Genomic DNA, 20733 nt, shown 5'->3' with positions numbered 1-20733 from the left:
TAATTATCTTTTGGTTTTTGGTATTTTGAAATAGTCTTGTTCAATGTATTCTTCAACATCCTTGCGAAGGAACTTTAATTTGCCAGCTACTTTACTGCCTATTTGATGTTTGTTTATTTTTAACCAGGCATAACTAACATCCATCATATCCATTACCTCGTTAGTCGATAAGTAAGGCTTTTTTCTATTGTACGACTCAGTCAAAAGAATGCTTACCATACCTTCTATATTTTCAATTTTCGTAATCAGTTCTTTAAGGTCTACTGTATCAACTCTATTAAACTTTTCCATATTTTTTTAATTTGTGATGAATATATTATAAAGCTTGCATTTATATTGCCAAGGGTAGTTTACTACTTAAACCACTTGTTGGCAAAGCCATTGAGCATTAATATTAGATTTGCTTGATTATTCGTCTTTGTAAAACGGTTTATCTACGAAGGCGTCAACGATGCTTTTTCTAAACCTCCATTCCCCTCCAACCCTGCTGCATCCTATTTTATGTTTGTTATGGTCAACCCAAGTGCCTCCCTTTTTTAAGTACTCCTGAACTTCTAAGGAAGTCATTAAAGGGTCTTCAATTTTATTCGCCTTGGCAATTTGTTTAACAAGGTTTTCTAAATTCAGTATGCTCTGCTCAAGTTTTTCTAACCTGGTCGTATCCATAAAAGTTACTGGTTCCATATAATATATTAATTAAAAACTACCTTATAATTTATGCTACAAGGTAGTTATGTGATAAGCCAATCAGAAATGTGCTAACTCTAATATTTAATTTTTAAGAATGAATGTTTGTTTGATGATTTGGCTAATGCTTCAAGTTTGGAAATGTCTATCTCCAAGTATGGTTTGGACTATCTCTTTGAGTGGTTATTAAACCCTCTTTTATCCACCTGTCAATCAAAGCCTCTCCGTATATTTTATAAGCCTAAGATTTGCTGATTGTTGGTTTTGATAGTCCCAACTTATCAATTGCTTTTCTTGCTCCCAACTCTGCTGCATCAGCCAAAAGGGCTTGGCATTGTGATAATGACATTGATACTTCCATATGATTTTAATTTTGATCTATAATATACTTAGATTTTGGCGTTCGGGAATGTTGTATTTGATTATCCCATATTGATTGTGTTGCTTCATGTGAATTTTAAGCATGTTATTTATCTTTATGGTAAGATTGATTAATATAATTTTCGATGGAGCTTTGTCTGATTACCCATCCTTTCCCCACTCGGCTGCAACCTATTTTATGTTTGTTTGAAAAAATCCATGTATAACTTAGGTTCATGATTTCAGCAGCTTGTTTAAGAGAGTGCACGATATCTTTCTTTTCTGCCCCTTGTAATAATGTTTGAATCATTTGCTTCATTTCGGCAAGCTCCTGTTGAAGGGCTAACCAATCTTCGGTTGCAATAATTGTTATCGGCTGCATTTTATTAATTTCGTTTTTCATGGGCTAGTTTTTTAAATAATTAAATATCTGGTTCGCATAACCATTCATTATGATATCGTTTTTAAATTCTGTTATGTACGCTCGTGAATGGCAAGCGTAGCACATCCTCCAAAATAATAAAAACCCTGTAAATTAAATAGTTACAAGGTTTTTTTTGGTTGCATCCCGTACATAGGGATTTCAATAATGTATTAGTTTTTTGTTGATTCTTCTTTTTTGCGCTTTACAAATTTTTTAAGTTTGCTTTGTGTTCTTCCAAATAACAAAGCTTGAGTTTTTAAATTAATTGTTTCTTCAGTAATAGGTATGCCCTTTCGCTTAAGAAGCCTCACAACGTAATTTCTGCTAATATCGCCACCCACGCTGGAATGAAGTATTTTAATATCTTCATCTGTGGCTAACACTGATTCTTCATTTTTCATATTTCAATTCACTAATTTACATTATTAATTTATCTTTCGGTACTGGCAAAAGCTGCGGAGCAGGCTTGCACGGTATAATCTCTTCTTTTTTGCATGAAGAGAATGAAATGCTAATCAGCAATATAGCTGTTAATATGTATGTTGTTTTCATCTTAATTATGTTCATTATTAAAAATTGCAGTTGTTATTTCACTCTGTTCCTTGAGAGCAGCCTTAAGTTCTCGCTGGTGCTGGCGCCACTTGATTTGGGTTATGCCTTTCTCGTCACGGTTGGCAATAGCACATTTTACCCGGCAAGAAATCCTTGCCAAATCATAAGCTAAATCCTTGTATGAAGAAATGCTTTCATCCAGCGGGTTTTGTTTTAGAACCTCAAGACTATTTGCGAGCCCTTCAAGTTCTCCTTTAACATAATTAAGTATCTCGCTAGTTTTCATCGTTGCCTCCTTTTTGATTTTTTGACCTGTGGTATTTCCCCATAGCTGGCCGGTTCAATAAAATTATTGAGCGAGAACTATTTAAGTTGAAACTAGACAGCAACTCTCTGATAATGAACGAAAGTCCAAAATTGGATTTTCGAAATGAATGATCATGTGCGTCGAAATCACACACATGATTTGCTAGTAACTTGTGCTTACTAGCAGGTGATATCGAGGTAATTTTTATTACCTCTGGTGATGGGAGAATTAGTACTTCATTCACAAACTTGTAATGTGTGAGTGACCAGTGTGTTTTTATGATTGGATTATTGGCCATTCTTAGCCCCCTTTCCCACGAAAATTGCCACTTCTCTGGTATCCATCACCACATCATTTAAAAGTAGGTGGAAGTTTTTAATGTTCACCTCTGAGTTTGCAATTAAGGATCTTATTTCCTCCTCTGGTTTGCTCCTAATCGTTTGATATTCAACATTGATAAATTCAACCTCATTAGCATCATAAATGCTGCGGTCTGGCCAGAATCCAACCGCTTCAACTATCCAGCCAGTGTTTAGGTTTGGAGTATTACATGAACCAGCTGGTATTGGAGTTAACCAGGCTTTTTCTTCTTTGGCCTCTTTAGGCATCGAAGCAAGTTGCTTTTTCGTATATCCGGACAAATCTCTATGATGGATATGAAAGCGTTCCGTTCCACGATCGTTGAAGAATTTTTTCCAACCTGGATAATACTGTGGACTTTTGGCTGTCACTTTGCAGCCCCAGTGGTCGCATTTAATGTGTGATTTGCCAGGCAATAAACAAGTGTGGTCGACACCAATAAAACGTGGATCTGCGGTTACTATATTTTGAGTTTTCATTATTTTGGTTTAAAGTGGTTAGTTGATTGATTAAGAGATCATACCCCCGGTTGATAAGGTGGCGATGATTAAATATTTTTTTTCTTCAATAATTGTGGTTAATAGTTCACCATCGGTCATGCAGGTATAATGATCCTTACTCTCAAATGGTACGCAGCAAATTGATTTGCTATCGTTTAATGCTTTTAATTTTAGTTCCTCTCTCTCAAGCGCAATACCGTATAGGCATTGCACTGGTCTTGCTAATGAGGTTGGTTGAGTTTTCATAATATTTTTGGTTTAGTAGATTAGGTTTTCAATTTTAAAGCACCTGAATGCTCCCTGTTCTAAATCATAGTAAGCCAGAGTTTTGTTAGTGCTTGGTTTACCTTTATACTCATAGTTTACATGCGGCATTTGCAATGTTCCTACTGCAGTTCTGATTGAGCCATCAACCTTTCGGTATGAGAATTCTACTACACCTTTCATCATAGCGAATTTTAATTTTATCAATTCCCATGCGTGTTTTAAAGCTTCAGCAAATGTTCCGAAGTTTGAGGCAATCTGCCATGCTGTTTTAAATACTAATGATTTCATAATGTTTTTTTTGTACACAACAAATGTAGTTTATGATAACATGATTAATGTCAAGGTAGTGTCATAATCTACAATTGTAGTTTACATAAAAAAAAGCTGATTATCTTTGCCCCCATGAAAGAACAAGACTTAAAAGATTTGCTTGGAAGAGAAGAACTTAATAATTCAGGTATAGCAGATAAAATGTACCCAGATAATAAGTTTGCCAGAACATACTTAAGCGCAAAATTAGCAGGAAGGAAATCTGGTAATGGTTTTGCTCGCCTGACAGACGACGACTTATCTAAAGCATGGGAAGTATTGAAGGACCTAGCGGATGATATTTACAGTAAGGGGCCGGAGCAAGAGTAATCCACAATATTTACAAGAAAAAATAACAATGGCAAATAAATACGATTTAGGACAGGCGCAAAGATTTAGAATTTTCAGAAAGAAGTTCATCAATAATAATAGCGCTACCGCAGCGAAAGATTTGAGTATTGCTCAAAGTAGAATCAGCGGTATAGAGAGTGGTAAGTTTCCCATAGGCCCGCCATTAATTAAACTGCTCGAGCAGAAATACCAGTTGAATAAATACTGGTTGCTTGATAATATTGGCGTTCCGCAAAAAGGAGAACAAAAAACAAGGCCTACACCGCTACTTATATCCGAACTTGGCGATAAAATTGACAAGTTGACTACTGAGGTTTTGGTTCTTTCTAAAAACCTCGACCGAGCTTGGCAAATTATAGAGAGGCTTAACAAAGAGTTAGAACACCAGCAAAAGGACATTGAGAAATTGAAAGGGAAGTTTTGAAACCATTAGCTGATGATATCTATAGTAAAGGGCCGGAGTCGAAATAGCTAATTATAAATAAGATACCAATGAGTAAACCAGAACAGAAACGAGCGATGCCGAAAGGACTTAAAGCAAAAAGTTTAACTTATACCGCTCTAATAGGAATAAGTAGGGTCGTTAAAACAGCATTTATAATAGCTTCATGTTCAATTTTATTGATAGAACTCGTCCTAGTCAGATTTGCAGCACCTACTTTTTTTATTTATAGTCTAGGCACCATATATCTCAAAGGTTGTTACGCAGTTTTCGGCTCGGTTATATTCTATTTCATAAATATTCAGATACCAAAGGAGAAAAAGAAGTTTAAGTCATCTCTATATGTGACTAACAGAATTACCAAACTAATTATAAATCTGGATTTCATCCAAGATAGATTAGAATTAGACAGGCACCCAAAAGCTAAACTAAACTTAGAATCTTTTACAAATGCTGTTGCTAAGACAGATCCAGATCAATCAGTACAAACATTTGTAGATACCAATTTTAAAAATTGGGCTGAATTCTTAGAATTTTTGAAACAGGAATCAAACTCTACATTAAAAGATCTTCTGTTAATACAGGACGTGGTAGATAGCGATATATTAGAATATTTAATCAAGATAGAAAACATTTTTAACTTGATGACATTTTATGAAATTGGCGTTTCTTTCCATCCTGCAAGATGGAAAATGATGAACATTGATTTTCATGGGATCTGGTATAACAAAATAAAGGTCCAAAAAGCATTAGCAAAAAGCTATACAAATACTTTAAAGCAGCACCACGAAAAGCACTATAAGGAACAAGTATTACCAAATTTAAAATAACTCTCTCACCTTATGCAAACACAAAAAGCCCTCACAATCTGCAAGGGCTTTAATATGATAATTAAATAATAGGAATTCTTTTAAGCGGTGGTAAGATTCAATGAAGATAGTTCTTCACCAATTTCCCTAATACCGGCAAGTATTCTATCAACTTGTTTTGGCCCTGGCACTTTGTGACCATTCGCATATTGAGAAATTAATGTTTTGTCCATACCAATGCGCGCACCTAGCGCGCTGGCATTAATGATTTTGTAATAGTCGAAGAACTGCTTCACATCTAACTTGATGGCCACATCTTCAATGGTGATTTCTTTTAAATCTTTGATTTCTGCATACGAGTTATACGCATCAACGATGTTATTTTTTAATTCGGTGACATTATCACCTGATGTACCTATTGGTAAATCTTCGTTTGAAGCAAATGCAGAAAAACCATCCTTGGTTTTTTCTACAATAAATTCGATTTTTGACATCTGCAACTGTCTGCCATTCCGGCCATTTAACTTTTATTACGCAATCCGTTGCGTACGCTCTATTTTCTAGGTTATAGGGAACCTTAATTCTATAATGTAAGCAGGGCTATTTTAACCCTGCTTGTTTTAGTAACTTGTGTGCTAGACCTGTGCCGACTTCTTTCGAATCATGGCTAGTGAGAATCATTTCACTGTTTAGTCTATCTGGGTGGTGCCATACCTCGTGGCTCCCTTTTGCTTCTCTTAAGAAGACAAACCCCTCTTTCTTTAATTTGCGTTTAAGTTCGCTCCATTTCATTTCTCCTATTTTTAAATATCATGATGTAAAGGTAAACAATAGTTTACTTATCTGCAAATAAAAAGTAAACTATTTTATACTTTTATATTGGGAATGGTGTTGAGTTTTTTGTTTACAAAAAACAAATACATACTATTGCAGTAACCAAAATCTAGGAAATGGAATTCAATGAACAAGCCTCGCTCTACTTTTATGCTATCATTAGCCTGAAGGAACAAGAAATAAGACTACAAAATGCGAAACTAATGCTTGAGGAATTTAAGTCTTCGAATACCCAGACATCAACTGATAGGCACTTAAGAGGTATACAATTTGCTGAATCCTTGTACCAAGAACAAAATGCTTTTGATGAAAGGCAAGCCGAGGTCGATGATTATGCTGTCGATGTCATTGAGGATTTGAAAGCTGCGGCAGTACCCCCTAATCAGAATGAAAGGTATGATTTTGAGGAAGGCAGGTATTTCGAAGTTAATTATGACCAAAATGACAAACTAAAATTTTTAGGTCCTTATAGTGAAAATTAATTTATTAGAAAATTTCCCCTTACTTTTATTGCACCAATTTTCAACCCATGAAACGCTTACTACTATCGCTCGCATTTGCATTGATTACCGCAGCGACTTTTGCTCAGACTACACCTAAAATGGAGTTAAAACCATTTGGATTTGCCAGCGCTGCGGATTCCACAAAAAACTTTGTTGTTTTGGAAGTGCCGAAGTTGAAGCAATCTGATTTGTATAACAAAACGCTCACCTACCTGAACGGCCTTTATAAAAACCCTTCTCAAGTCATTAGCTCTGTTGATGGCGAAAGCATTACAGTTAATGGGTATACAAATGACGTCCAAGGAACCTTTAAGTTTCATCAGTACCCTTTCACTTACAATATAGTATTTCAATTTAAAGATGGTAAAATAAAATATCAGCCACGTTTTATTAAATTAATGGAAGTGCCGGAAACTATGCCAGCTAAAGAGATTTACTTGAAAAACACAGATTCAAGCAAACCGCATGAAATAAACGCGATATTTTTTAAATCAAATCGTGATGGATTTTATTATCCGCTAAAAGATTCAATTCAAGAAAACTTGTCATCTTGGGCGAACAGTTATTTAAACGAAATCAAGAAATCCCTTTCAGATAACTGGTAATTAAATGTTATACTGTATCTTAGAAATAAAAAACCTCACTCAAATTAATGAATGAGGTTTTTTTGTACACTAGATGCGAGTAATTACTACGGTTTTACTCCATTGTTTATTAAGTTTTGATAACCTGAATTTGGAGAAGGTTTTGTGTTCTTATCTATATTTATTAAAAGGGCCTCAACATTATCCGTGTTTTTAGCTGTTCTAAACGTATTGGCGTTTATAGCTTGAAGTTCTTGAAAAGAATTAAGAGCGCTCAAATAAATCTTACCCAGATCCGTAGCAATTTTTAGCGAATTAACTGCAGTTATTTTGGTATTATCAAATGTTCCTCTTGCTATCCCTAATAATTGATTCGCAGAATTTTCAGTAAGCCCGGCACTAGTTATAGTACCTATCACACCAGATGGCGGAGTAACATTTGAATTTAACCCAGCTGCATCTATCATTTCTTGGTACTGCTGACCTAAGTTAGAACCAATTTGTTTGTACTTTTCGCGCAAGGCATCAATCTGTGAGTTTGTTGGTGTCCCAGACACAAATAAGGCGGCGTATTCATCATAAAAAGGCTTAAGTGCATCTTTCATAACTTTCTCACTGAAACTGGTGGAAAGTGATTTCCTCATGATATCCTCAAAACTTGTCGCGAAGTCTTGAGCAGCAAATTTACCGTTCTCAAAAAGCTGTTTTAATCCATCGGCCAAACCATTAACGTTTGTACCGGTAAGCAAATCGTTAAGTTGTTCCTGAAGTTGCTGAACACTTATGCCTGCAAGTTCCAACTCATCCCTCAAGGCCTTCAATGATTCAAAGTCTGCTTTAGCCTGGTCTTTTAATTTGCCTTGAGTGTAGAGCTTTTCTAAATCGGCAAATTGTGATCCTGCAAGGCTGGCCATGATGTCCCACGTCTTTGCTTTCCGAAGCCATGTACCATTCTGATAGCCAACACCGCTGGTATAACTTTCACCTTGTAAAGCAGAAAATATTTTATTGTATGCTTTTTCAATTTCTGGCGATTGTTTCTTTAATGCTTCAAGCTGACTTATGATTGCATTATATGAAGTTTTCCCTCTCTGAGCATCATCCAGTTGACGTTTTCGCAATAGAGCCTGATAATCTCGTTCTCCTTTAATCGCTGCGTCCTGATATTCATCCATTGCTTTTTTTGCCGCTTCTTTAGCAGCCTTCAATCCTTTGAAATATCCAAACACACTATTCGCTACACTTATAGCTGCACCGACAATCCCAAGTCCTGCACCAATTTTTTCAGTAGTTGATTTTTCTGGATCTTTTATGTCCTTAATCCCTTTTTGAATGTCGACATAAGCCTGAGCAGCATTTATAAGTACTTCAGAAATATTTCCAATGTTGCCGTTGATATTATCGAATATCGTGGCAACCTGAGATAATTGAGAAACAACCTCTTGAAGTTCCTGTATATTATTGGTTTTGATTGCCTGTTTTAAATTATCAAGTTCTTTTTGTGCCTTGGCTTTTTCCTGAGCGTTACCTTTAAAGTTTTTTAAATCCTCTTCATAAGCTTTTATTGCTTCATATAGCTGCTTTTTAGTACGTTTCCCAACCCAATCGAAAAGCACCTTGTAAGAAGCCATTTTCTTAATATTTTCAGAATCAAGCTGTTTTACCTGCTCAATACCCTCGTTAATAGCATTTTGTGCAGCTGCCTCATCTCCAAGCTTTCTAAGCCGTGCTGCTTCTGCTAATGCTGCCTCCTGATAACCCTTCCTTTTATCTGCATAACTTTGATAAGCCTTTAATAATTCCAGGTTTTTTTTATTTTCTTCGTCTACAGCAACCCTTGTGGCATCTTCCAAAACTTTAGCTTGTTTGGCAATTTGCTGTCCACCACCATCACCACCTTTGGCTTTATCATCGCCGGTAAGTTTAGATTGGAGGTCGTTAAGTTTTTCGAGGTAGGTACGGTCCAAGTCAATTAAGTTACCATAACGGTCTTTAGCGTTTTTAAACCTCTCTTTTGCTTTTTCCTCACCAAACGTAATTCTAAACTGCTCAAAATCTTCATAAATCTTTTTCTGGTCATCAAGGGAGTTTTTAAGTTCATTAGCTGCGATCTTGTCTGTTATTCCGCCTATTGCATCAGATTCTCCAGGCAAGAGAACTCCAGCATCAACCTTAATTCTTCTTTTCTTTCCTGAGTTTTTAGGACTAGCATTATACTTCTCGACATCTTCATTATGCTCCCTGGCCAATCTTCTTAAATTTTCATAAAATGCTTTTTTATCAGCGAGTTCTTTTTCATCTGCATCTAAAGATTCTCGTTTACCTTTTGCGCCTGCTTCATCAAGTTTTGCCTGTAATGCGCGTTGTGCTTTAAATGCAGAATCATCTTCAGCAATAACTTTTTTATTTGATGGCTTTTTAAGCTTATCTTGAAGGGCTTTTATTCTGTCAGATACATCACTGCCTTCAATAGCTGAGCCAGACATTTTTTGTAATTCTGTGATTCTTTTCCTGATATCTGCAACCGCTGTCAATGATTCGTCTCTGACTTCCTTGATTGCGCTTTTTTGTTGTTGCTTCAATATTGCGTATGCTTCGCCAATCCGTCTGCGTTGTGCTATAATTCCATTGGCGATAGCCGTATATTCAATGACTGTAGCATCCTTAGTTTCTTCTTTTGCACCACTTTTTACATCCGCTTTAAATTTAGCTTGAGCCTCTACAGCATTTTTAACGCTCTCGCCTAATTGCTGATATTTAGTGCGTAAATCAGCCAACGATTTACCCTCAGTTGAATACTGCTCGGCCGCTTTTTGAGCGCTTAAATTATTGTTCTTTGCATCTCGTAAATCATATACTGAACGCTGATTTGCCAAACTTTTATTAGAAAATGTAAAAAAATAACGAAGGTTTTCGGCAAAAGAACCGCGGAACATTTGACCAATTTCCTTGACTGCCTCCCTGGCACCAATAATTATAGGCTCAAATAATTTTTTGCTTAAAGCGCTGCTATCTCCTGCAGCCGATGAAAGTTCTGTTGTTAATCTACCCAGTTCAGCATTTAAGCCGGCAACACCTGCGGCTGCCTTATCTCCATAGGACTTGTCAAGCTCTAGTGCTAATTTTGGCAATAAATCGCTGGCAACGACATCACCAGTTTTAAGTAGTTTATTAAGTTCTTGTTCAGTAACTCCCATTGCTTTCGCCGAAAGGGCAAACGCTCCTGGTAGACGTTCTGATAACTGGCCACGTAATTCCTCTGCCTGAACGTTTCCTTTCGATATCATTTGCTGAATAGCCAACAATGAGCCTTCAAGTTGTTCATTTGATAAACCAAGGACTGCAGATGCTTTTGTCACTGATTTGAATATCTTTTCAGATTGCGCTAAATCAAAATTGGAAGCCCGGGCAGCTGCGGTAAACTGTTTGTAAGAGTTTGCTATTGTAAAAAATTCAAGTCCTAAATCTGCGGCAAGTTGCTTTAATTCTGCTAGCTTATTATTCGCTTCACCTTCAGAACCTAATATGTAAGTAAGGGGTGTTTTAATTCGCTGAAAAGCTAAGGTTTTATCGAAAACGTACGTTAAGGCATTACCAAGTGAAAGGTAAGTAGTAGCAAATGATAATAAGTCTTCACTTGCGCCTCTGATTGCGCCACGATAGTTACCAACGTTGCGTTGGTGGTTACCCATTTTCTCATCGAACTTCTTAAGGGCCTCGTTTAATTCGTTGTACTCCTTAACTTTCGCCCTGAGCTCTGGAGTAAGTTTTTTAAACCCATTTTCAGCACCCTTAATTTCAGTTCCTAATTCTTTTAATCGCTTTTGCGCCTCATTGTAAGAACCGGCAACTTCTTGAGCGGCTTTTCTTGCTGCCCTAGCTGCTTCAACTTCTTGCTTACGTTCTAGGTTTATTTTCGCTATTTCAGTTCGATAAGATTGTGCTGAAATCTTTCCTTGTTCATACTCGTTACGAAGGCGAATATTTTCTTGCCTTAACCTTTCTGTGTTTTCCTGGCTAGTTGCTAAAGCCGATTTGAGGTTTAACAATCCTTGCTGGTAACCGGTCATTGGTTTGGCATCAAAACCACTTGTTAAAGCCTTCGATGCCAGCTGTGCTTTTTTTATCATTTCGTCAAATTCCTGACGAATAGTTTTAATGTTTTTTCTAGCCTCATCAACACTAACTTTAACACTCCAGTTTAAGGAACTGCTTCCACTTGCTCGCTTTGCCATTAATTAAATGTTTTTAAAATTATTTTGTATGTGTTGGTAGTTGACTTTGATATTAAGAAACCAACCACCGTCGGTATTTCTCATTGGAATGGGCGGAGAATCAACCCATGTGTGAAAGTCATATTTAAATTGAGAATCTAAAAAAGGTATGATAAGATTTGCAAGAAAATCAAATCTCAATAGATTTGGCTGAGTATTATCGATTCCAGTATTGTTAACTAGATTGATTTTTAAGTTGGGAGCGTAGATGTTAACATTTACGAAACTGCTTTGTATCTTTTCATTGTCAATTGCCAAAACACTAATAGCTACGTTTTCTCCTGTAGCATTTTGAGGTAACCAAAAGTCATAAATTTTCCCTGAAATGTTATTGGTGATTTCGGGGATATTCATTAAGCTTCTGATATCACGAACCACTTCTAATCCTGTTTTCATAGTAATAATGATTTTAATAGTTTTTCAAAAGCCATCGATGAACCGCTGATAACGTCATGTTCTGTAGCTTCTACAAACGCAGCATATTCTAGGCCCGCGACTACGATTAAAATAAGCTCGCCATCATCTACTAAGGTGGCTATCTCTCTTGCATATGCTTCTCCTTTGGCTGCTCCTCCTGAAGCATTAGATATTGGAGGAAAGTAAACGTCTATTATTTGATGGTCGGCAACAAGAACATACCCTATTGATTCTCTGAGGTTATATGTCAGGTTGGAAAAGCCTCCATCGCTTTTAGTTTGGGCTCTTGCCCGGTCAACATAAAACTTTCCAGATTCTTTAAGCGAATCGATTATGCCGTCAATTTCTTGATTGATCAATGCGTTAATGTCATCATCAATATCTTTAATCGTAAAATCTGGATTAATTGATAGCATAACTTAAACCTCCAACCTTGAACTTAATTGACCGGCATAGACGCCTCGAACTGGTCCAGAGAAATATCCAGGTATTTCAATTGCTTGACCAACTAGCGGTAATTCAATGTTAGCGTCAAGACGAACAGAACCAACTTGCCTTGATACCGTTCCATCTTCATTTTTAAATTCTTTTGTAGAATCTAAATGGAATCTGCAAGGGGTTTCTTTATCCTCACCTGGTGCGCCTTCAATTGGGTATCCGGTTACTGCATCTTCGGTGGTTGTACCTCCAGGGGTTTTCCATTTCATTATATGTGGTCTTAAATTCATATTACTGTGTTAATTATTTAATTGTCTCGGTGATTAGTATTTGTTATGCTTTAAAAAAATCCAATACACTAATTTTAGAATTTTTTACATCAATTTGGATAACCCTAAAACCATATTAATTCGTTCGACTGGTGTAGCGGTTTCCATTGCAGATTCTATAATATCCAGATTAGTAGATATCAATTTCTCGATTCTGGATTTAATGTTCTTCCTTCGTCCAAGAGGGTTTGGCGATGGCTCACCCTTTTTAAATGGTATTGAGCCCAGTGGTTGTTCTCCTTTAATAAATGGCATATTACTGTTGTATTTCTGTTAATGATTAAATCAAAAATACCGCTATAGCATGGGATGATGTTGGTGAGGGGGTTACTTGAGGGGGTTGGTAAAATGCTGAAAACAATTTGGAATTGTATCTTAACATAGCCAGCGAAAACATTAAATAGGTGTAATGTGTGCCAAATGATAAAATCAAAATGTCATTAAATTGTAATGTATTAAAATTTATTTAAATTATTTTCTGAAAACTTTTTCGAAATATTTTTAAAATATTTTCCATATAAGGAAATAAAAAAGTTCGTTGAGCACATGACTTTACCGATTAGTAAATAATTTAACTAAGAGCTTTATTTGATGTTCATTTTACATTCTGTTTCGCTTTACAATTACAATAACGCTGACAATAATAGTTTTATCATTATAAAGAGCGGCACTAACATCACTATTATCATCCCTAAGTTAAACACTACTAAAATTAGCATAAATGGTATAACTTTGGTAACTACGTTACCCAAGATAAACAAAAATTAACCATGCTTGAACCAAAAGAATACCTAAATATTCAACACTCTAAACAACATAAAAGTATTAGAGGAGAAGTTAAAAGTATTGACTTTCAAAACGATGGTTTTTTCATAGTTTATATTCCATCATTAAAACTTAGCGCTTATGGAAAAAGTCTTAATGAGGCAAAGGAAATGATGGCTAAAATTACGATCCCAGATTTTTGTGAGAGTTTAATGGATCTTCCAATTGAGAAAGTTTTGATAGAACTTAAATCATTAGGATGGAATTCTAATTCGTTTTTTAAGAAGGAATTAAGTAAATCTGCTCATGTTGATGTGGAAGGCATTTTGAGAGAATTTGATTTACCTAAAGAAACTAAAATTAACGAAAGCACTTTATCAGTAGCGGCTTAAATATGGGTGGTTACCGACCTGTAAAAACTAAGTGTTGGATTGCGTTTCTGAAATTTAAAAATTGTAAACATAAAAGAACTACGGCCTCTCACGATCAATGGAAATGCCCAGGGTGTTTTCGAAACATAGTAATAAGAGAAAAAGATAAGGAAATACCAAGCTTCCATATAAACACCAACTTAGAAACGATGAAAATCGATAAAAAATAATTTTGGGATTGGTTAGAGAATAATTGTTAAAGCAAGCCCCCGCCAAAAACGAGGGCTTTTATATTTTAAAACAAGCCCCTCTCATTTAAAATAATACTATCCTTCCCTAGTATGAGCATAATACTCAGGAAAGTTTTTAATCAGAACCTCATTCAAATCCTTGCTTCGGCCATTCAAAAGAATTGCATAAACATTCCTTAATATGCTGCGGTGTCTTTCAGTTGCTGGCAACATATCCATTTGCTTCACAAGTTCTTGAATAGGAGTTGACAATCGTTCTTCCATTCGCTTAGGATAGTAGAACCTTGCTATCTCCCTTTCTGTTAAATCAATACCTAGGAATACCTTTGTAATCTCCTCATTCTGTACCACTGACCTATCAAAATGGTTAAAGTGATCATTAGGATTTAAAAGGATATTTCTGATCTTACAGAGCATATCTGTTTTCTGAAAATCGCTCATGAAATCTGGATGAGGAATTTCATTGTACACTTGGACGCGAATTTCTACCGTTCCCAAATCTTCTAGGCTGTTTATTATTCCGTTCCCCATTCGGTGCTGTTTTTTTCCATGTAACCGGAATCCTGTAATTCTTTCATTATTCGCTCACCCACTTCATGTACCTTCGTTTTAAAGCGCGGGTTTTTATAGTAAACGTCCAAGTTGTTTGAGAACATACTCACACTCTCGGGGCTATTGAATCCCATGGCCTTCTGAATGACTGGTCTAAATCCAATTTTTAGCTTGAGTTCTTTGTAGAGTATTTTAAAGGGCGCGATGAACCAATATGCTGTTGCTAGAATTATTGGATAGTTTTCTGGTTTTAATTCATAAACCTCAAGTATATCAAGCATAATGATCCCCAGTAAATCCGGATCATCTATCTTTCGCTTACTGTAATCGATACACTCTTGATATACATCGTAATTCAAATCTTTCAACCTAAGCGCCGCCATTTGTGAGAATCTAAGCCGTTCGTTAGTTGTCATACCTTCAAATATTTTTATACCTGACATTATTTATACTCGTTTTTAGCTTCCAAAAGTTTACAGATTTGTTTACTTTTTTCCTGCTCACTTAAAAACCTGTTTCGTTTAACCATTTTAATTTCCTGATCAATTATCTGAACTTCTGATTTCACTGGTAAATCTTCAAACCTGCCAAATTCTTGCTTGTTACCCTCTTCCATCACCTCTAATTATGTTTAATTTTTCATTTGTTAGTTTAATAATTTTAATAAAATGAAGTGTCATTTCAGAATAAAGCGTGATAACATGATTGGCGGCAGTCAAATCTTCTGTAGTCGATTCTAAAGCCTCAACAAGAACATTATTAGTATTAGTCACCTGTTTATGCAGCGCCTCGATTTCCATGTCAATAGCTGCTAATTTTCTTCTTCTTACGTTCATAACTCTTAGCTTAATAGTGCTTGAAATACATGCTCCGGCATATTAGGCGCCAGTATATTTTTCAGCTTTTTTATTTTTACTTGTTTCTCTTCAATTGTCAACCACTTGTTCCCCCGAATACAGGCAATTTCAAGCTTAAGTACATCCATTGTTGTGGTTTTGAAATCCTGATCTGGCACCGAGGCAATACTGGCTGCGGAATACCTAGTTTTTGTTATTGACATAATTATGCTGTTTCGATAGGGAATAATTCTTTGAGGGCATTAGTTTTCGCTTCACTTGTTTTGTTGTCGTGGTAGCTAATATCGAATCTCTGTAAGGCACGAACTGACTTCACAAGGTCATTATCTTTGATAAGTGGCCATATATCCTCACGCTTAAGGAAAGCCAATAAAGCAGGCACATTGGCTTTCTCAAAGAAGTACCTACCATTATCGAAAAAGTTTAGATGATTATCATCGATGCGTTCCTGTATGAAATCTGGATTTTCTTCCACCAATTCAACCAGACTTTTAAGCCTCATTTTTGGTCCGTAAATCACTGGTATCTCAAATATTGCTACAGGCTTCTTCTGATCGCCCGCAGCGGCTTTAAAATTCAGATGCTGCATCAAACTCGGGTCTTTTACTAAAATGCTCATAGCAAAACCGTACATCTTATAGATAATCTCGCCAGAAAAATCCCATTCTTCCAATACGCTTAATTCTTCTTCTATTACCGGCTTTAAATCTTTAAGCCGATCAATATTTCTTGCTTCCCCGATTTTAGCAAGCAATTGCTCAATCGTCATTGTTTTTAAGTTTGTCATCCGTATTTTCAATTATTTAATTATTAAACATTTTCTGGTTTTCCTTCCGTACCAAACCAGAAGTGTTTTGTTCCGGGTATAATCAATCCTTGGTTGGTAATACCATTCTATGGCCAAGGTTATTATGATTGTGAGTATGATTGTGGTGCTCATTTGTTAAAAATGTTGGCCTTCGAGATGTTTGCTGCGGTGGATTATAAGTAATTTCAATTGTCTTAGTTCCTGAGCTTGATAGATCGCACCATATTGATTGATATTGCTTTGAATCTGATCTAGTAGCTCATTGGTTGTGCAAATACTGATAACCTTGGATAAGTCAACAAACTCATAAAATATTGCCAGATCTATACCTTCATCAAAAAACTCAAGTCCAATTGCCTCAACCTGCAGAGCTGCGGGCTCATGTCCCTGGTCATTCTTGTAGTCTCTATCTAGTATTTCGTTGATGTTAGTCAGCATTTCAAGCATTTCAGCTCGTGATAGTTTTTTTAAGTCTTTCATAATTTAATTTTGAGTTATAAGTGAATGTATTTTTTCAAGTCGGGTTAAGTATGGCCGGCAGGCTCGCTTGCCATTGTTGGCTGTTACGATTTCGATGTGGCTACTTATGCAGGCATCTACATCATTAATAGCGCTACCTGCATCAAGCCGCAGCGTTTGTGGTATTATCAATCCTTCAAATGATGGTATATCCCAAAGCTTTTGTTTAGGCTGATCTATGTCTGCTGCAGGAGACGGATTATTAAAATCAGCATATCCAGGGCTAACATAAATGGGATTTTCATTAGTAACTTTTGTAGGTTGAGCATTTGCCAAGTCAAATAATGATTCATTTTGAAAGGTATTCTCAATTGGTTCCTCAATAATTACTGGCAATTCAATTGGTTTCTCTGGTACTGGCAGCGGTATTGGTGATGCCGGTGCAGGCGCGGGTATTGGTGTAATAAAATCACTTACTTTAAACCTGATAAGATAATCTGCTAAGTCAAGACCGTTTTCTCTTTCTTGTGGTGTGGCTTTCTTTTCCAGTAAATCCGACATTTTGAAATTATAGAGTTTGGCTTTTTCGTTCCATTCCTTAAATGCATTTAAGTCAGGGTATAGAATTACCGCCCTGCCATTACAGTTTGCTTTTAGTGCATTGCACTTATCAATACTTAATCCGTTTTTGTTGCCGGATGCAACCCATGTAAATTGTGGAAGATATCCGGTTGCAATAATTGCTGTTTTCTCGCTCTCAACTACTGCAATAGGCAGGTTATTATTAGCTAATTGATGTTCGCCGAATAAGCATTGTTTTAAATTAAAATCAACGGCATTTGTTACCTTATGCACCCATTGTATCCTATCAAATGGAACTTTATTTCGCTTTCCAGTAATGAGATCATATTGCATAATCTTGCCTGTGCGCACTTTGCCAGATATGTCTACTTGCCAAAATACCGTAGAACCTGGCCAATGTTTAGATGTGCCAATTTTGAATTTCTCAATGAGATTGCTTACTGTTTGGCTATCAAATAAGGTGTTAAGGAAGATGATGAAATTGTTATGCTCATAATTTGCCATTGTCTGGCTAAGTAATTTAGTATCAATGTAAGAGGTCGGTATTACAGGTTGAGGAACACTCACTGAAGCAACATCAGTATTATGATCTGGTACTATTCCGTTATCTGCAAAGAAATTTTTAGGTCTGTAGTGAAATCCGCAGCGGTCCGAGCGCTCACATTTACCAACACTTGTGCCGAGCTCGATATTCTTTTCAGTATCAATGTATCTAGCAAACTTTCCTTTTTGCCGACACTCAGGGCAAACGTGTCTAGAGGACATTCCCTTGTATGGTTGAAGTATGTATCTGTGAGTGGTCATTATTTAATTAATTTATACTTGCTGGTCAAGTGATGGTCGATGGTTGACGGTTGTTGGCCCCTTATAAATAAGGGGACGACTCAACCAACCACCAACACACCTCATATCTACACGATGGTTGATGGTTGAAATAGATGGTTGAGCTTTTCAACTAGGTCAACCAACAGTTTTTTATCTTCATGATCACTATGAATTTTTATTACTTTCGAGGTTCCTTTTCCAGACGGAAATTCTTTTGTATAGACATCTTCATAAAAAGTTTTCAGACTTCGGGCAAAATATTCGCTTATGGTACTACGGGTGTAATAGTCTTCGATTTCATCGAAATGATCTTGATAGAGAACCGGCCACGCCTTTATCATCTTCTTTTTGAAATCGCCAGCACTCAGTCCATCTGGATAGTGAGCAAAGATTGAATGCAGAAAAATGAGATGGAAGTACACGGGATAGTCATTAGGCTCCCAATCTTTTTGTTTTTTGACCATTTGCCTAAGTGATCCAGTATTGTTAGAGTTTGATGCAGACCAATCTTGAACGATACGAGGCAATGCACCCTCTTCCCAAATTATTGCAAAATCTTCGAATGGTAATCCCCTAGTTTCTTTTGCTGATACAACACTCAAATTTTTATTTTCTGTATCGCGCTCTACCATTATCTCCATCTCACATTTCTGCCCTGCGATACTTCCTACGTGTGCACGAGCCTCTTTGCTAGCACCTTTGTTTTGGTGTAAAACACCAGTGACATGAATATCGTGTTGTGAACTCAGCTTAAGTAAATCGGTTATCACCAAATGCCCTTCCTCAGCAGACATGAAATCATCCATCACATCAACTATACCGTCCACAATAACCCATTTCACATTTGGCGTTGATTTTACGCCAGCTGCAATCACTTTTTTCCTTTCCTTAGGTCGAAATTCACGTAAATCACAATAGATAAGTCTATCACTCTCTTTGAGATTAGCTAAAGCTAAAATTAACTTCATAGTCCTCGCGGCGTAACTTTCGCCTTGCTCATTATCAAAAAACAACACCACACCCGGCTCAACACATTCAAAATATATCGTCTCGCCTTCGTTAACAGGATAATTATTGATATAGGCGGCTACCTCCATTGCCAACTCTGTTGTTTTTTTGCTTTTTTGTTTTCCTTGTTGGAGGCTGAAGCTTTTCTTGGTTCTATGTGGAAATATCTTCCCATTTTGAACGAAATGCATAAGTGGCTGGGGCAGTGGATAGTCTCTTTTTTGATCTAAAATTGACTTTCCAAATGCGGCAAGCGCATCAAACTCTTGCTCAGGTGCTTCAGCAGCTTCTCCCGCAGCAACATCACTAAGTATCTCTCTAACCTCTATCATCCCCTTCTCCTTTCTTCAGTTCCGGATTGCAGCTTAAATAGCAAACTATTCTACCAGTCTCTTTACATGGTGCTTTGTGGGTTACGAATAATACACCATCATCCTCAAGCATATGTTTGTATCTTGTTAAATTGGGCCTGTAGATATTAAGTGCAGTAGCAACCATTGTTGCAGAGGCGTTAAACTCAGTTAAGTATGCTCTTACCTGCACAAGCTCTGCTTGTTGGTTGTTGTAATTATACTTACCTTTACCGAACTGATCCCCATCAGAATTACCGTTTACGTCTTTCATAGGATTTAAGCGGTTTTTTTGCGTTTAACAATTAATATATCTTCTGGTGTCGCATTAGCATGGTTAACCCTACCACTTTCAAGCCAATCGATAAGATCAGATTGAAGAAAATAAAGCTTGCCCAATCTTTTTATATGCGGCACTTGTCCCCTTGTCACCATCACCCGCAGCGCGCCAGAGGTAATACTTAAAAACTCTGCAGCTTTCTCAACTTTCCAATACGTAGGAGCAGCATCTTTTATGATTAAAGACTTTAACTCTTTTACCTCAGTAACCAATTCTTGTATCTGTGCGTCCATTATAGTTTGTTTGGTTTTTTTGTGAATACAGCATCTATATCGCTTTTAAGGAAGTACACCCTTCCATTGCTACCAGTGTAACAAGGCAAAGTATTTCGCAATCTGTAGTTGCGAATCATCATACGGTTACAACCTAAATAATCCGCAGCTTGCTGCGTTCCCATTCTTTGCTGGTGGTTATCATAAGCATTGATCTCATCAATAGAGAAATTGAATTTCTCAACGAGATATTTTTCAATTCTTTTTAGTCGATCAACATAAACACCAATGGCGCTATGCGGATTAATCCTGGTTGTATCCATTTCGATAATAGATTTAATTTCAATTAATAATAATCCATCAATACCCTGACAGGGATAGTTGACAACTAAAGCACGTTTGTGCATTTATCTGCCAGGGCATTATGTGTGATATGTCTTTGTAGCCATTCTATGGCGCTTACAGGATTTGAAAGCATCTTTATAATCAACGCTAACTTTATATTAATCCTATCAATCAGTTAATGGGATAGCTTTTTTCGTTAATATCATTTGTAGCATTAAAATGATATTATTTACTGAAAAAAAACCCGATTGTTCGGGATAG

The 20733-nt window shown here is 36.6% G+C and carries 33 protein-coding genes; 6 read left to right on the top strand and 27 right to left on the bottom strand.

Annotation, left to right across the window (positions count from 1 at the left end; all coding sequences use genetic code 11):
* Positions 1-3: 3 nt before the first annotated feature.
* The 8 genes from ACFOWA_RS20060 to ACFOWA_RS20025 form a co-directional block, all read right to left on the bottom strand.
* Positions 4-291: a helix-turn-helix domain-containing protein gene (locus ACFOWA_RS20060; protein ID WP_378988759.1), complete on the bottom strand. Its 288-nt coding sequence runs from the start codon at positions 289-291 to the stop codon at positions 4-6.
* Positions 292-408: 117 nt separating this feature from the next.
* Complete coding sequence (locus ACFOWA_RS20055; protein WP_378988757.1) at positions 409-684, bottom strand: hypothetical protein; 276 nt, start codon at positions 682-684, stop codon at positions 409-411.
* Between the two features lie 469 nt (positions 685-1153).
* The gene (locus ACFOWA_RS20050) at positions 1154-1450 is read right to left on the bottom strand and encodes a hypothetical protein (protein WP_378988755.1); all 297 of its coding nucleotides are present in this window, start codon (positions 1448-1450) and stop codon (positions 1154-1156) included.
* Positions 1451-1641: 191 nt separating this feature from the next.
* A complete protein-coding gene (locus tag ACFOWA_RS20045) occupies positions 1642-1872 on the bottom strand; it encodes a hypothetical protein (RefSeq protein WP_378988754.1) in 231 nt (76 codons plus the stop codon).
* Positions 1873-2024: 152 nt separating this feature from the next.
* Entirely contained in the window at positions 2025-2309 is a 285-nt protein-coding gene (locus ACFOWA_RS20040) for a hypothetical protein (RefSeq protein ID WP_378988752.1), read from the bottom strand.
* Positions 2310-2617: 308 nt separating this feature from the next.
* A complete protein-coding gene (locus tag ACFOWA_RS20035; protein ID WP_378988750.1) occupies positions 2618-3169 on the bottom strand; it encodes a hypothetical protein in 552 nt (183 codons plus the stop codon).
* 30 nt (positions 3170-3199) lie between these two features.
* Entirely contained in the window at positions 3200-3436 is a 237-nt protein-coding gene (locus ACFOWA_RS20030; RefSeq protein WP_378988748.1) for a hypothetical protein, read from the bottom strand.
* Between the two features lie 12 nt (positions 3437-3448).
* Positions 3449-3745 (bottom strand): SH3 beta-barrel fold-containing protein, encoded by a 297-nt coding sequence (locus tag ACFOWA_RS20025; protein ID WP_378988746.1) that lies wholly within the window; start codon positions 3743-3745, stop codon positions 3449-3451.
* A gap of 114 nt (positions 3746-3859) precedes the next feature.
* Here ACFOWA_RS20025 and ACFOWA_RS20020 point away from each other — a divergent pair, with 114 nt between their 5' ends.
* The 3 genes from ACFOWA_RS20020 to ACFOWA_RS20010 all read left to right on the top strand — a co-directional run bounded on the left by ACFOWA_RS20020 (position 3860) and on the right by ACFOWA_RS20010 (position 5389).
* On the top strand, positions 3860-4096 hold the full coding sequence (locus ACFOWA_RS20020; protein WP_378988744.1) for a hypothetical protein: 237 nt from the start codon (positions 3860-3862) through the stop codon (positions 4094-4096).
* A 28-nt stretch (positions 4097-4124) separates the two neighbouring features.
* Complete coding sequence (locus ACFOWA_RS20015; RefSeq protein ID WP_378988742.1) at positions 4125-4541, top strand: hypothetical protein; 417 nt, start codon at positions 4125-4127, stop codon at positions 4539-4541.
* 68 nt (positions 4542-4609) lie between these two features.
* On the top strand, positions 4610-5389 hold the full coding sequence (locus ACFOWA_RS20010) for a hypothetical protein (RefSeq protein WP_378988740.1): 780 nt from the start codon (positions 4610-4612) through the stop codon (positions 5387-5389).
* Between the two features lie 80 nt (positions 5390-5469).
* Here the strand turns inward: ACFOWA_RS20010 and ACFOWA_RS20005 are convergent, their stop codons facing one another.
* Together ACFOWA_RS20005 and ACFOWA_RS20000 are read right to left on the bottom strand one after the other, a co-directional pair.
* A complete protein-coding gene (locus ACFOWA_RS20005; RefSeq protein WP_378988738.1) occupies positions 5470-5862 on the bottom strand; it encodes a hypothetical protein in 393 nt (130 codons plus the stop codon).
* A gap of 106 nt (positions 5863-5968) precedes the next feature.
* Positions 5969-6160 (bottom strand): type II toxin-antitoxin system HicA family toxin, encoded by a 192-nt coding sequence (locus ACFOWA_RS20000; protein WP_378988736.1) that lies wholly within the window; start codon positions 6158-6160, stop codon positions 5969-5971.
* A gap of 158 nt (positions 6161-6318) precedes the next feature.
* On the opposite strand from ACFOWA_RS20000, the gene ACFOWA_RS19995 reads away from it, so the two are divergent.
* Positions 6319-6684: a hypothetical protein gene (locus ACFOWA_RS19995; protein ID WP_378988734.1), complete on the top strand. Its 366-nt coding sequence runs from the start codon at positions 6319-6321 to the stop codon at positions 6682-6684.
* Between the two features lie 47 nt (positions 6685-6731).
* Entirely contained in the window at positions 6732-7310 is a 579-nt protein-coding gene (locus tag ACFOWA_RS19990; RefSeq protein ID WP_378988732.1) for a DUF4468 domain-containing protein, read from the top strand.
* Positions 7311-7396: 86 nt separating this feature from the next.
* Here ACFOWA_RS19990 and ACFOWA_RS19985 read toward each other — a convergent pair whose 3' ends face one another.
* From ACFOWA_RS19985 to ACFOWA_RS19965, 5 genes are all read right to left on the bottom strand, one after another.
* On the bottom strand, positions 7397-11524 hold the full coding sequence (locus ACFOWA_RS19985; protein ID WP_378988730.1) for a tape measure protein: 4128 nt from the start codon (positions 11522-11524) through the stop codon (positions 7397-7399).
* Between the two features lie 3 nt (positions 11525-11527).
* Entirely contained in the window at positions 11528-11959 is a 432-nt protein-coding gene (locus ACFOWA_RS19980) for a hypothetical protein (protein WP_378988728.1), read from the bottom strand.
* Positions 11956-12396 carry a hypothetical protein gene (locus tag ACFOWA_RS19975; RefSeq protein ID WP_378988726.1) on the bottom strand — a complete coding sequence of 147 codons (441 nt, stop codon included), beginning with the start codon at positions 12394-12396 and terminating at the stop codon, positions 11956-11958. Before ACFOWA_RS19975 ends, ACFOWA_RS19980 begins: the two co-directional genes overlap by 4 nt.
* A 3-nt stretch (positions 12397-12399) precedes the next feature.
* Positions 12400-12687, bottom strand: a complete 288-nt coding sequence (locus ACFOWA_RS19970) for a hypothetical protein (RefSeq protein WP_378988724.1) — start codon at positions 12685-12687, stop codon at positions 12400-12402.
* Between the two features lie 105 nt (positions 12688-12792).
* On the bottom strand, positions 12793-13002 hold the full coding sequence (locus ACFOWA_RS19965) for a hypothetical protein (protein WP_378988722.1): 210 nt from the start codon (positions 13000-13002) through the stop codon (positions 12793-12795).
* Between the two features lie 515 nt (positions 13003-13517).
* Between ACFOWA_RS19965 and ACFOWA_RS19960 the strand changes: the two genes are divergently transcribed.
* A complete protein-coding gene (locus tag ACFOWA_RS19960) occupies positions 13518-13904 on the top strand; it encodes a hypothetical protein (protein WP_378988720.1) in 387 nt (128 codons plus the stop codon).
* A 305-nt stretch (positions 13905-14209) separates the two neighbouring features.
* Here the strand turns inward: ACFOWA_RS19960 and ACFOWA_RS19955 are convergent, their stop codons facing one another.
* From ACFOWA_RS19955 to ACFOWA_RS19900, 12 genes are all read right to left on the bottom strand, one after another.
* On the bottom strand, positions 14210-14665 hold the full coding sequence (locus ACFOWA_RS19955) for a hypothetical protein (RefSeq protein WP_378988718.1): 456 nt from the start codon (positions 14663-14665) through the stop codon (positions 14210-14212).
* Positions 14650-15129, bottom strand: a complete 480-nt coding sequence (locus ACFOWA_RS19950; protein WP_378988716.1) for a hypothetical protein — start codon at positions 15127-15129, stop codon at positions 14650-14652. The genes ACFOWA_RS19955 and ACFOWA_RS19950 overlap by 16 nt, the downstream gene beginning before the upstream one ends.
* Complete coding sequence (locus tag ACFOWA_RS19945; protein WP_378988714.1) at positions 15129-15302, bottom strand: hypothetical protein; 174 nt, start codon at positions 15300-15302, stop codon at positions 15129-15131. Before ACFOWA_RS19945 ends, ACFOWA_RS19950 begins: the two co-directional genes overlap by 1 nt.
* Positions 15289-15522 (bottom strand): hypothetical protein, encoded by a 234-nt coding sequence (locus ACFOWA_RS19940; protein ID WP_378988712.1) that lies wholly within the window; start codon positions 15520-15522, stop codon positions 15289-15291. Before ACFOWA_RS19940 ends, ACFOWA_RS19945 begins: the two co-directional genes overlap by 14 nt.
* A 5-nt stretch (positions 15523-15527) precedes the next feature.
* Positions 15528-15746, bottom strand: coding sequence for a hypothetical protein (locus tag ACFOWA_RS19935; protein ID WP_378988711.1), 219 nt, complete (start codon positions 15744-15746; stop codon positions 15528-15530).
* A 2-nt stretch (positions 15747-15748) separates the two neighbouring features.
* Positions 15749-16330 (bottom strand): hypothetical protein, encoded by a 582-nt coding sequence (locus ACFOWA_RS19930; protein ID WP_378988709.1) that lies wholly within the window; start codon positions 16328-16330, stop codon positions 15749-15751.
* Positions 16331-16486: 156 nt separating this feature from the next.
* On the bottom strand, positions 16487-16831 hold the full coding sequence (locus tag ACFOWA_RS19925; RefSeq protein WP_378988707.1) for a hypothetical protein: 345 nt from the start codon (positions 16829-16831) through the stop codon (positions 16487-16489).
* Positions 16832-16834: 3 nt separating this feature from the next.
* The gene (locus tag ACFOWA_RS19920; protein ID WP_378988705.1) at positions 16835-18196 is read right to left on the bottom strand and encodes a DUF6965 family protein; all 1362 of its coding nucleotides are present in this window, start codon (positions 18194-18196) and stop codon (positions 16835-16837) included.
* A 107-nt stretch (positions 18197-18303) separates the two neighbouring features.
* Positions 18304-19557, bottom strand: a complete 1254-nt coding sequence (locus ACFOWA_RS19915) for a hypothetical protein (protein WP_378988704.1) — start codon at positions 19555-19557, stop codon at positions 18304-18306.
* The gene (locus tag ACFOWA_RS19910) at positions 19544-19849 is read right to left on the bottom strand and encodes a hypothetical protein (RefSeq protein ID WP_378988702.1); all 306 of its coding nucleotides are present in this window, start codon (positions 19847-19849) and stop codon (positions 19544-19546) included. Before ACFOWA_RS19910 ends, ACFOWA_RS19915 begins: the two co-directional genes overlap by 14 nt.
* A 5-nt stretch (positions 19850-19854) precedes the next feature.
* Positions 19855-20148: a helix-turn-helix domain-containing protein gene (locus ACFOWA_RS19905; protein WP_378988700.1), complete on the bottom strand. Its 294-nt coding sequence runs from the start codon at positions 20146-20148 to the stop codon at positions 19855-19857.
* On the bottom strand, positions 20148-20534 hold the full coding sequence (locus tag ACFOWA_RS19900) for a helix-turn-helix domain-containing protein (protein WP_378988698.1): 387 nt from the start codon (positions 20532-20534) through the stop codon (positions 20148-20150). The genes ACFOWA_RS19905 and ACFOWA_RS19900 overlap by 1 nt, the downstream gene beginning before the upstream one ends.
* Positions 20535-20733 lie beyond the last annotated feature (199 nt).

This window comes from Pedobacter lithocola (genome assembly GCF_042650845.1).
GTDB classification, from domain to species: domain Bacteria; phylum Bacteroidota; class Bacteroidia; order Sphingobacteriales; family Sphingobacteriaceae; genus Pedobacter; species Pedobacter lithocola.
This window is presented reverse-complemented; position numbering and strand designations above follow the sequence as displayed.

What these genes read in the sequence shown, in the direction of transcription:
- ACFOWA_RS20060 (WP_378988759.1), bottom strand. Translation starts at nt 291, where the DNA reads ATGGAAAAGTTTAATAGAGTTGATACAGTAGACCTTAAAGAACTGATT.
- ACFOWA_RS20055 (WP_378988757.1), bottom strand. Translation starts at nt 684, where the DNA reads ATGGAACCAGTAACTTTTATGGATACGACCAGGTTAGAAAAACTTGAG.
- ACFOWA_RS20050 (WP_378988755.1), bottom strand. Translation starts at nt 1,450, where the DNA reads ATGAAAAACGAAATTAATAAAATGCAGCCGATAACAATTATTGCAACC.
- ACFOWA_RS20045 (WP_378988754.1), bottom strand. Translation starts at nt 1,872, where the DNA reads ATGAAAAATGAAGAATCAGTGTTAGCCACAGATGAAGATATTAAAATA.
- ACFOWA_RS20040 (WP_378988752.1), bottom strand. Translation starts at nt 2,309, where the DNA reads ATGAAAACTAGCGAGATACTTAATTATGTTAAAGGAGAACTTGAAGGG.
- ACFOWA_RS20035 (WP_378988750.1), bottom strand. Translation starts at nt 3,169, where the DNA reads ATGAAAACTCAAAATATAGTAACCGCAGATCCACGTTTTATTGGTGTC.
- ACFOWA_RS20030 (WP_378988748.1), bottom strand. Translation starts at nt 3,436, where the DNA reads ATGAAAACTCAACCAACCTCATTAGCAAGACCAGTGCAATGCCTATAC.
- ACFOWA_RS20025 (WP_378988746.1), bottom strand. Translation starts at nt 3,745, where the DNA reads ATGAAATCATTAGTATTTAAAACAGCATGGCAGATTGCCTCAAACTTC.
- ACFOWA_RS20020 (WP_378988744.1), top strand. Translation starts at nt 3,860, where the DNA reads ATGAAAGAACAAGACTTAAAAGATTTGCTTGGAAGAGAAGAACTTAAT.
- ACFOWA_RS20015 (WP_378988742.1), top strand. Translation starts at nt 4,125, where the DNA reads ATGGCAAATAAATACGATTTAGGACAGGCGCAAAGATTTAGAATTTTC.
- ACFOWA_RS20010 (WP_378988740.1), top strand. Translation starts at nt 4,610, where the DNA reads ATGAGTAAACCAGAACAGAAACGAGCGATGCCGAAAGGACTTAAAGCA.
- ACFOWA_RS20005 (WP_378988738.1), bottom strand. Translation starts at nt 5,862, where the DNA reads ATGTCAAAAATCGAATTTATTGTAGAAAAAACCAAGGATGGTTTTTCT.
- ACFOWA_RS20000 (WP_378988736.1), bottom strand. Translation starts at nt 6,160, where the DNA reads ATGAAATGGAGCGAACTTAAACGCAAATTAAAGAAAGAGGGGTTTGTC.
- ACFOWA_RS19995 (WP_378988734.1), top strand. Translation starts at nt 6,319, where the DNA reads ATGGAATTCAATGAACAAGCCTCGCTCTACTTTTATGCTATCATTAGC.
- ACFOWA_RS19990 (WP_378988732.1), top strand. Translation starts at nt 6,732, where the DNA reads ATGAAACGCTTACTACTATCGCTCGCATTTGCATTGATTACCGCAGCG.
- ACFOWA_RS19985 (WP_378988730.1), bottom strand. Translation starts at nt 11,524, where the DNA reads ATGGCAAAGCGAGCAAGTGGAAGCAGTTCCTTAAACTGGAGTGTTAAA.
- ACFOWA_RS19980 (WP_378988728.1), bottom strand. Translation starts at nt 11,959, where the DNA reads ATGAAAACAGGATTAGAAGTGGTTCGTGATATCAGAAGCTTAATGAAT.
- ACFOWA_RS19975 (WP_378988726.1), bottom strand. Translation starts at nt 12,396, where the DNA reads ATGCTATCAATTAATCCAGATTTTACGATTAAAGATATTGATGATGAC.
- ACFOWA_RS19970 (WP_378988724.1), bottom strand. Translation starts at nt 12,687, where the DNA reads ATGAAATGGAAAACCCCTGGAGGTACAACCACCGAAGATGCAGTAACC.
- ACFOWA_RS19965 (WP_378988722.1), bottom strand. Translation starts at nt 13,002, where the DNA reads ATGCCATTTATTAAAGGAGAACAACCACTGGGCTCAATACCATTTAAA.
- ACFOWA_RS19960 (WP_378988720.1), top strand. Translation starts at nt 13,518, where the DNA reads ATGCTTGAACCAAAAGAATACCTAAATATTCAACACTCTAAACAACAT.
- ACFOWA_RS19955 (WP_378988718.1), bottom strand. Translation starts at nt 14,665, where the DNA reads ATGGGGAACGGAATAATAAACAGCCTAGAAGATTTGGGAACGGTAGAA.
- ACFOWA_RS19950 (WP_378988716.1), bottom strand. Translation starts at nt 15,129, where the DNA reads ATGTCAGGTATAAAAATATTTGAAGGTATGACAACTAACGAACGGCTT.
- ACFOWA_RS19945 (WP_378988714.1), bottom strand. Translation starts at nt 15,302, where the DNA reads ATGGAAGAGGGTAACAAGCAAGAATTTGGCAGGTTTGAAGATTTACCA.
- ACFOWA_RS19940 (WP_378988712.1), bottom strand. Translation starts at nt 15,522, where the DNA reads ATGAACGTAAGAAGAAGAAAATTAGCAGCTATTGACATGGAAATCGAG.
- ACFOWA_RS19935 (WP_378988711.1), bottom strand. Translation starts at nt 15,746, where the DNA reads ATGTCAATAACAAAAACTAGGTATTCCGCAGCCAGTATTGCCTCGGTG.
- ACFOWA_RS19930 (WP_378988709.1), bottom strand. Translation starts at nt 16,330, where the DNA reads ATGACAAACTTAAAAACAATGACGATTGAGCAATTGCTTGCTAAAATC.
- ACFOWA_RS19925 (WP_378988707.1), bottom strand. Translation starts at nt 16,831, where the DNA reads ATGAAAGACTTAAAAAAACTATCACGAGCTGAAATGCTTGAAATGCTG.
- ACFOWA_RS19920 (WP_378988705.1), bottom strand. Translation starts at nt 18,196, where the DNA reads ATGACCACTCACAGATACATACTTCAACCATACAAGGGAATGTCCTCT.
- ACFOWA_RS19915 (WP_378988704.1), bottom strand. Translation starts at nt 19,557, where the DNA reads ATGATAGAGGTTAGAGAGATACTTAGTGATGTTGCTGCGGGAGAAGCT.
- ACFOWA_RS19910 (WP_378988702.1), bottom strand. Translation starts at nt 19,849, where the DNA reads ATGAAAGACGTAAACGGTAATTCTGATGGGGATCAGTTCGGTAAAGGT.
- ACFOWA_RS19905 (WP_378988700.1), bottom strand. Translation starts at nt 20,148, where the DNA reads ATGGACGCACAGATACAAGAATTGGTTACTGAGGTAAAAGAGTTAAAG.
- ACFOWA_RS19900 (WP_378988698.1), bottom strand. Translation starts at nt 20,534, where the DNA reads ATGCACAAACGTGCTTTAGTTGTCAACTATCCCTGTCAGGGTATTGAT.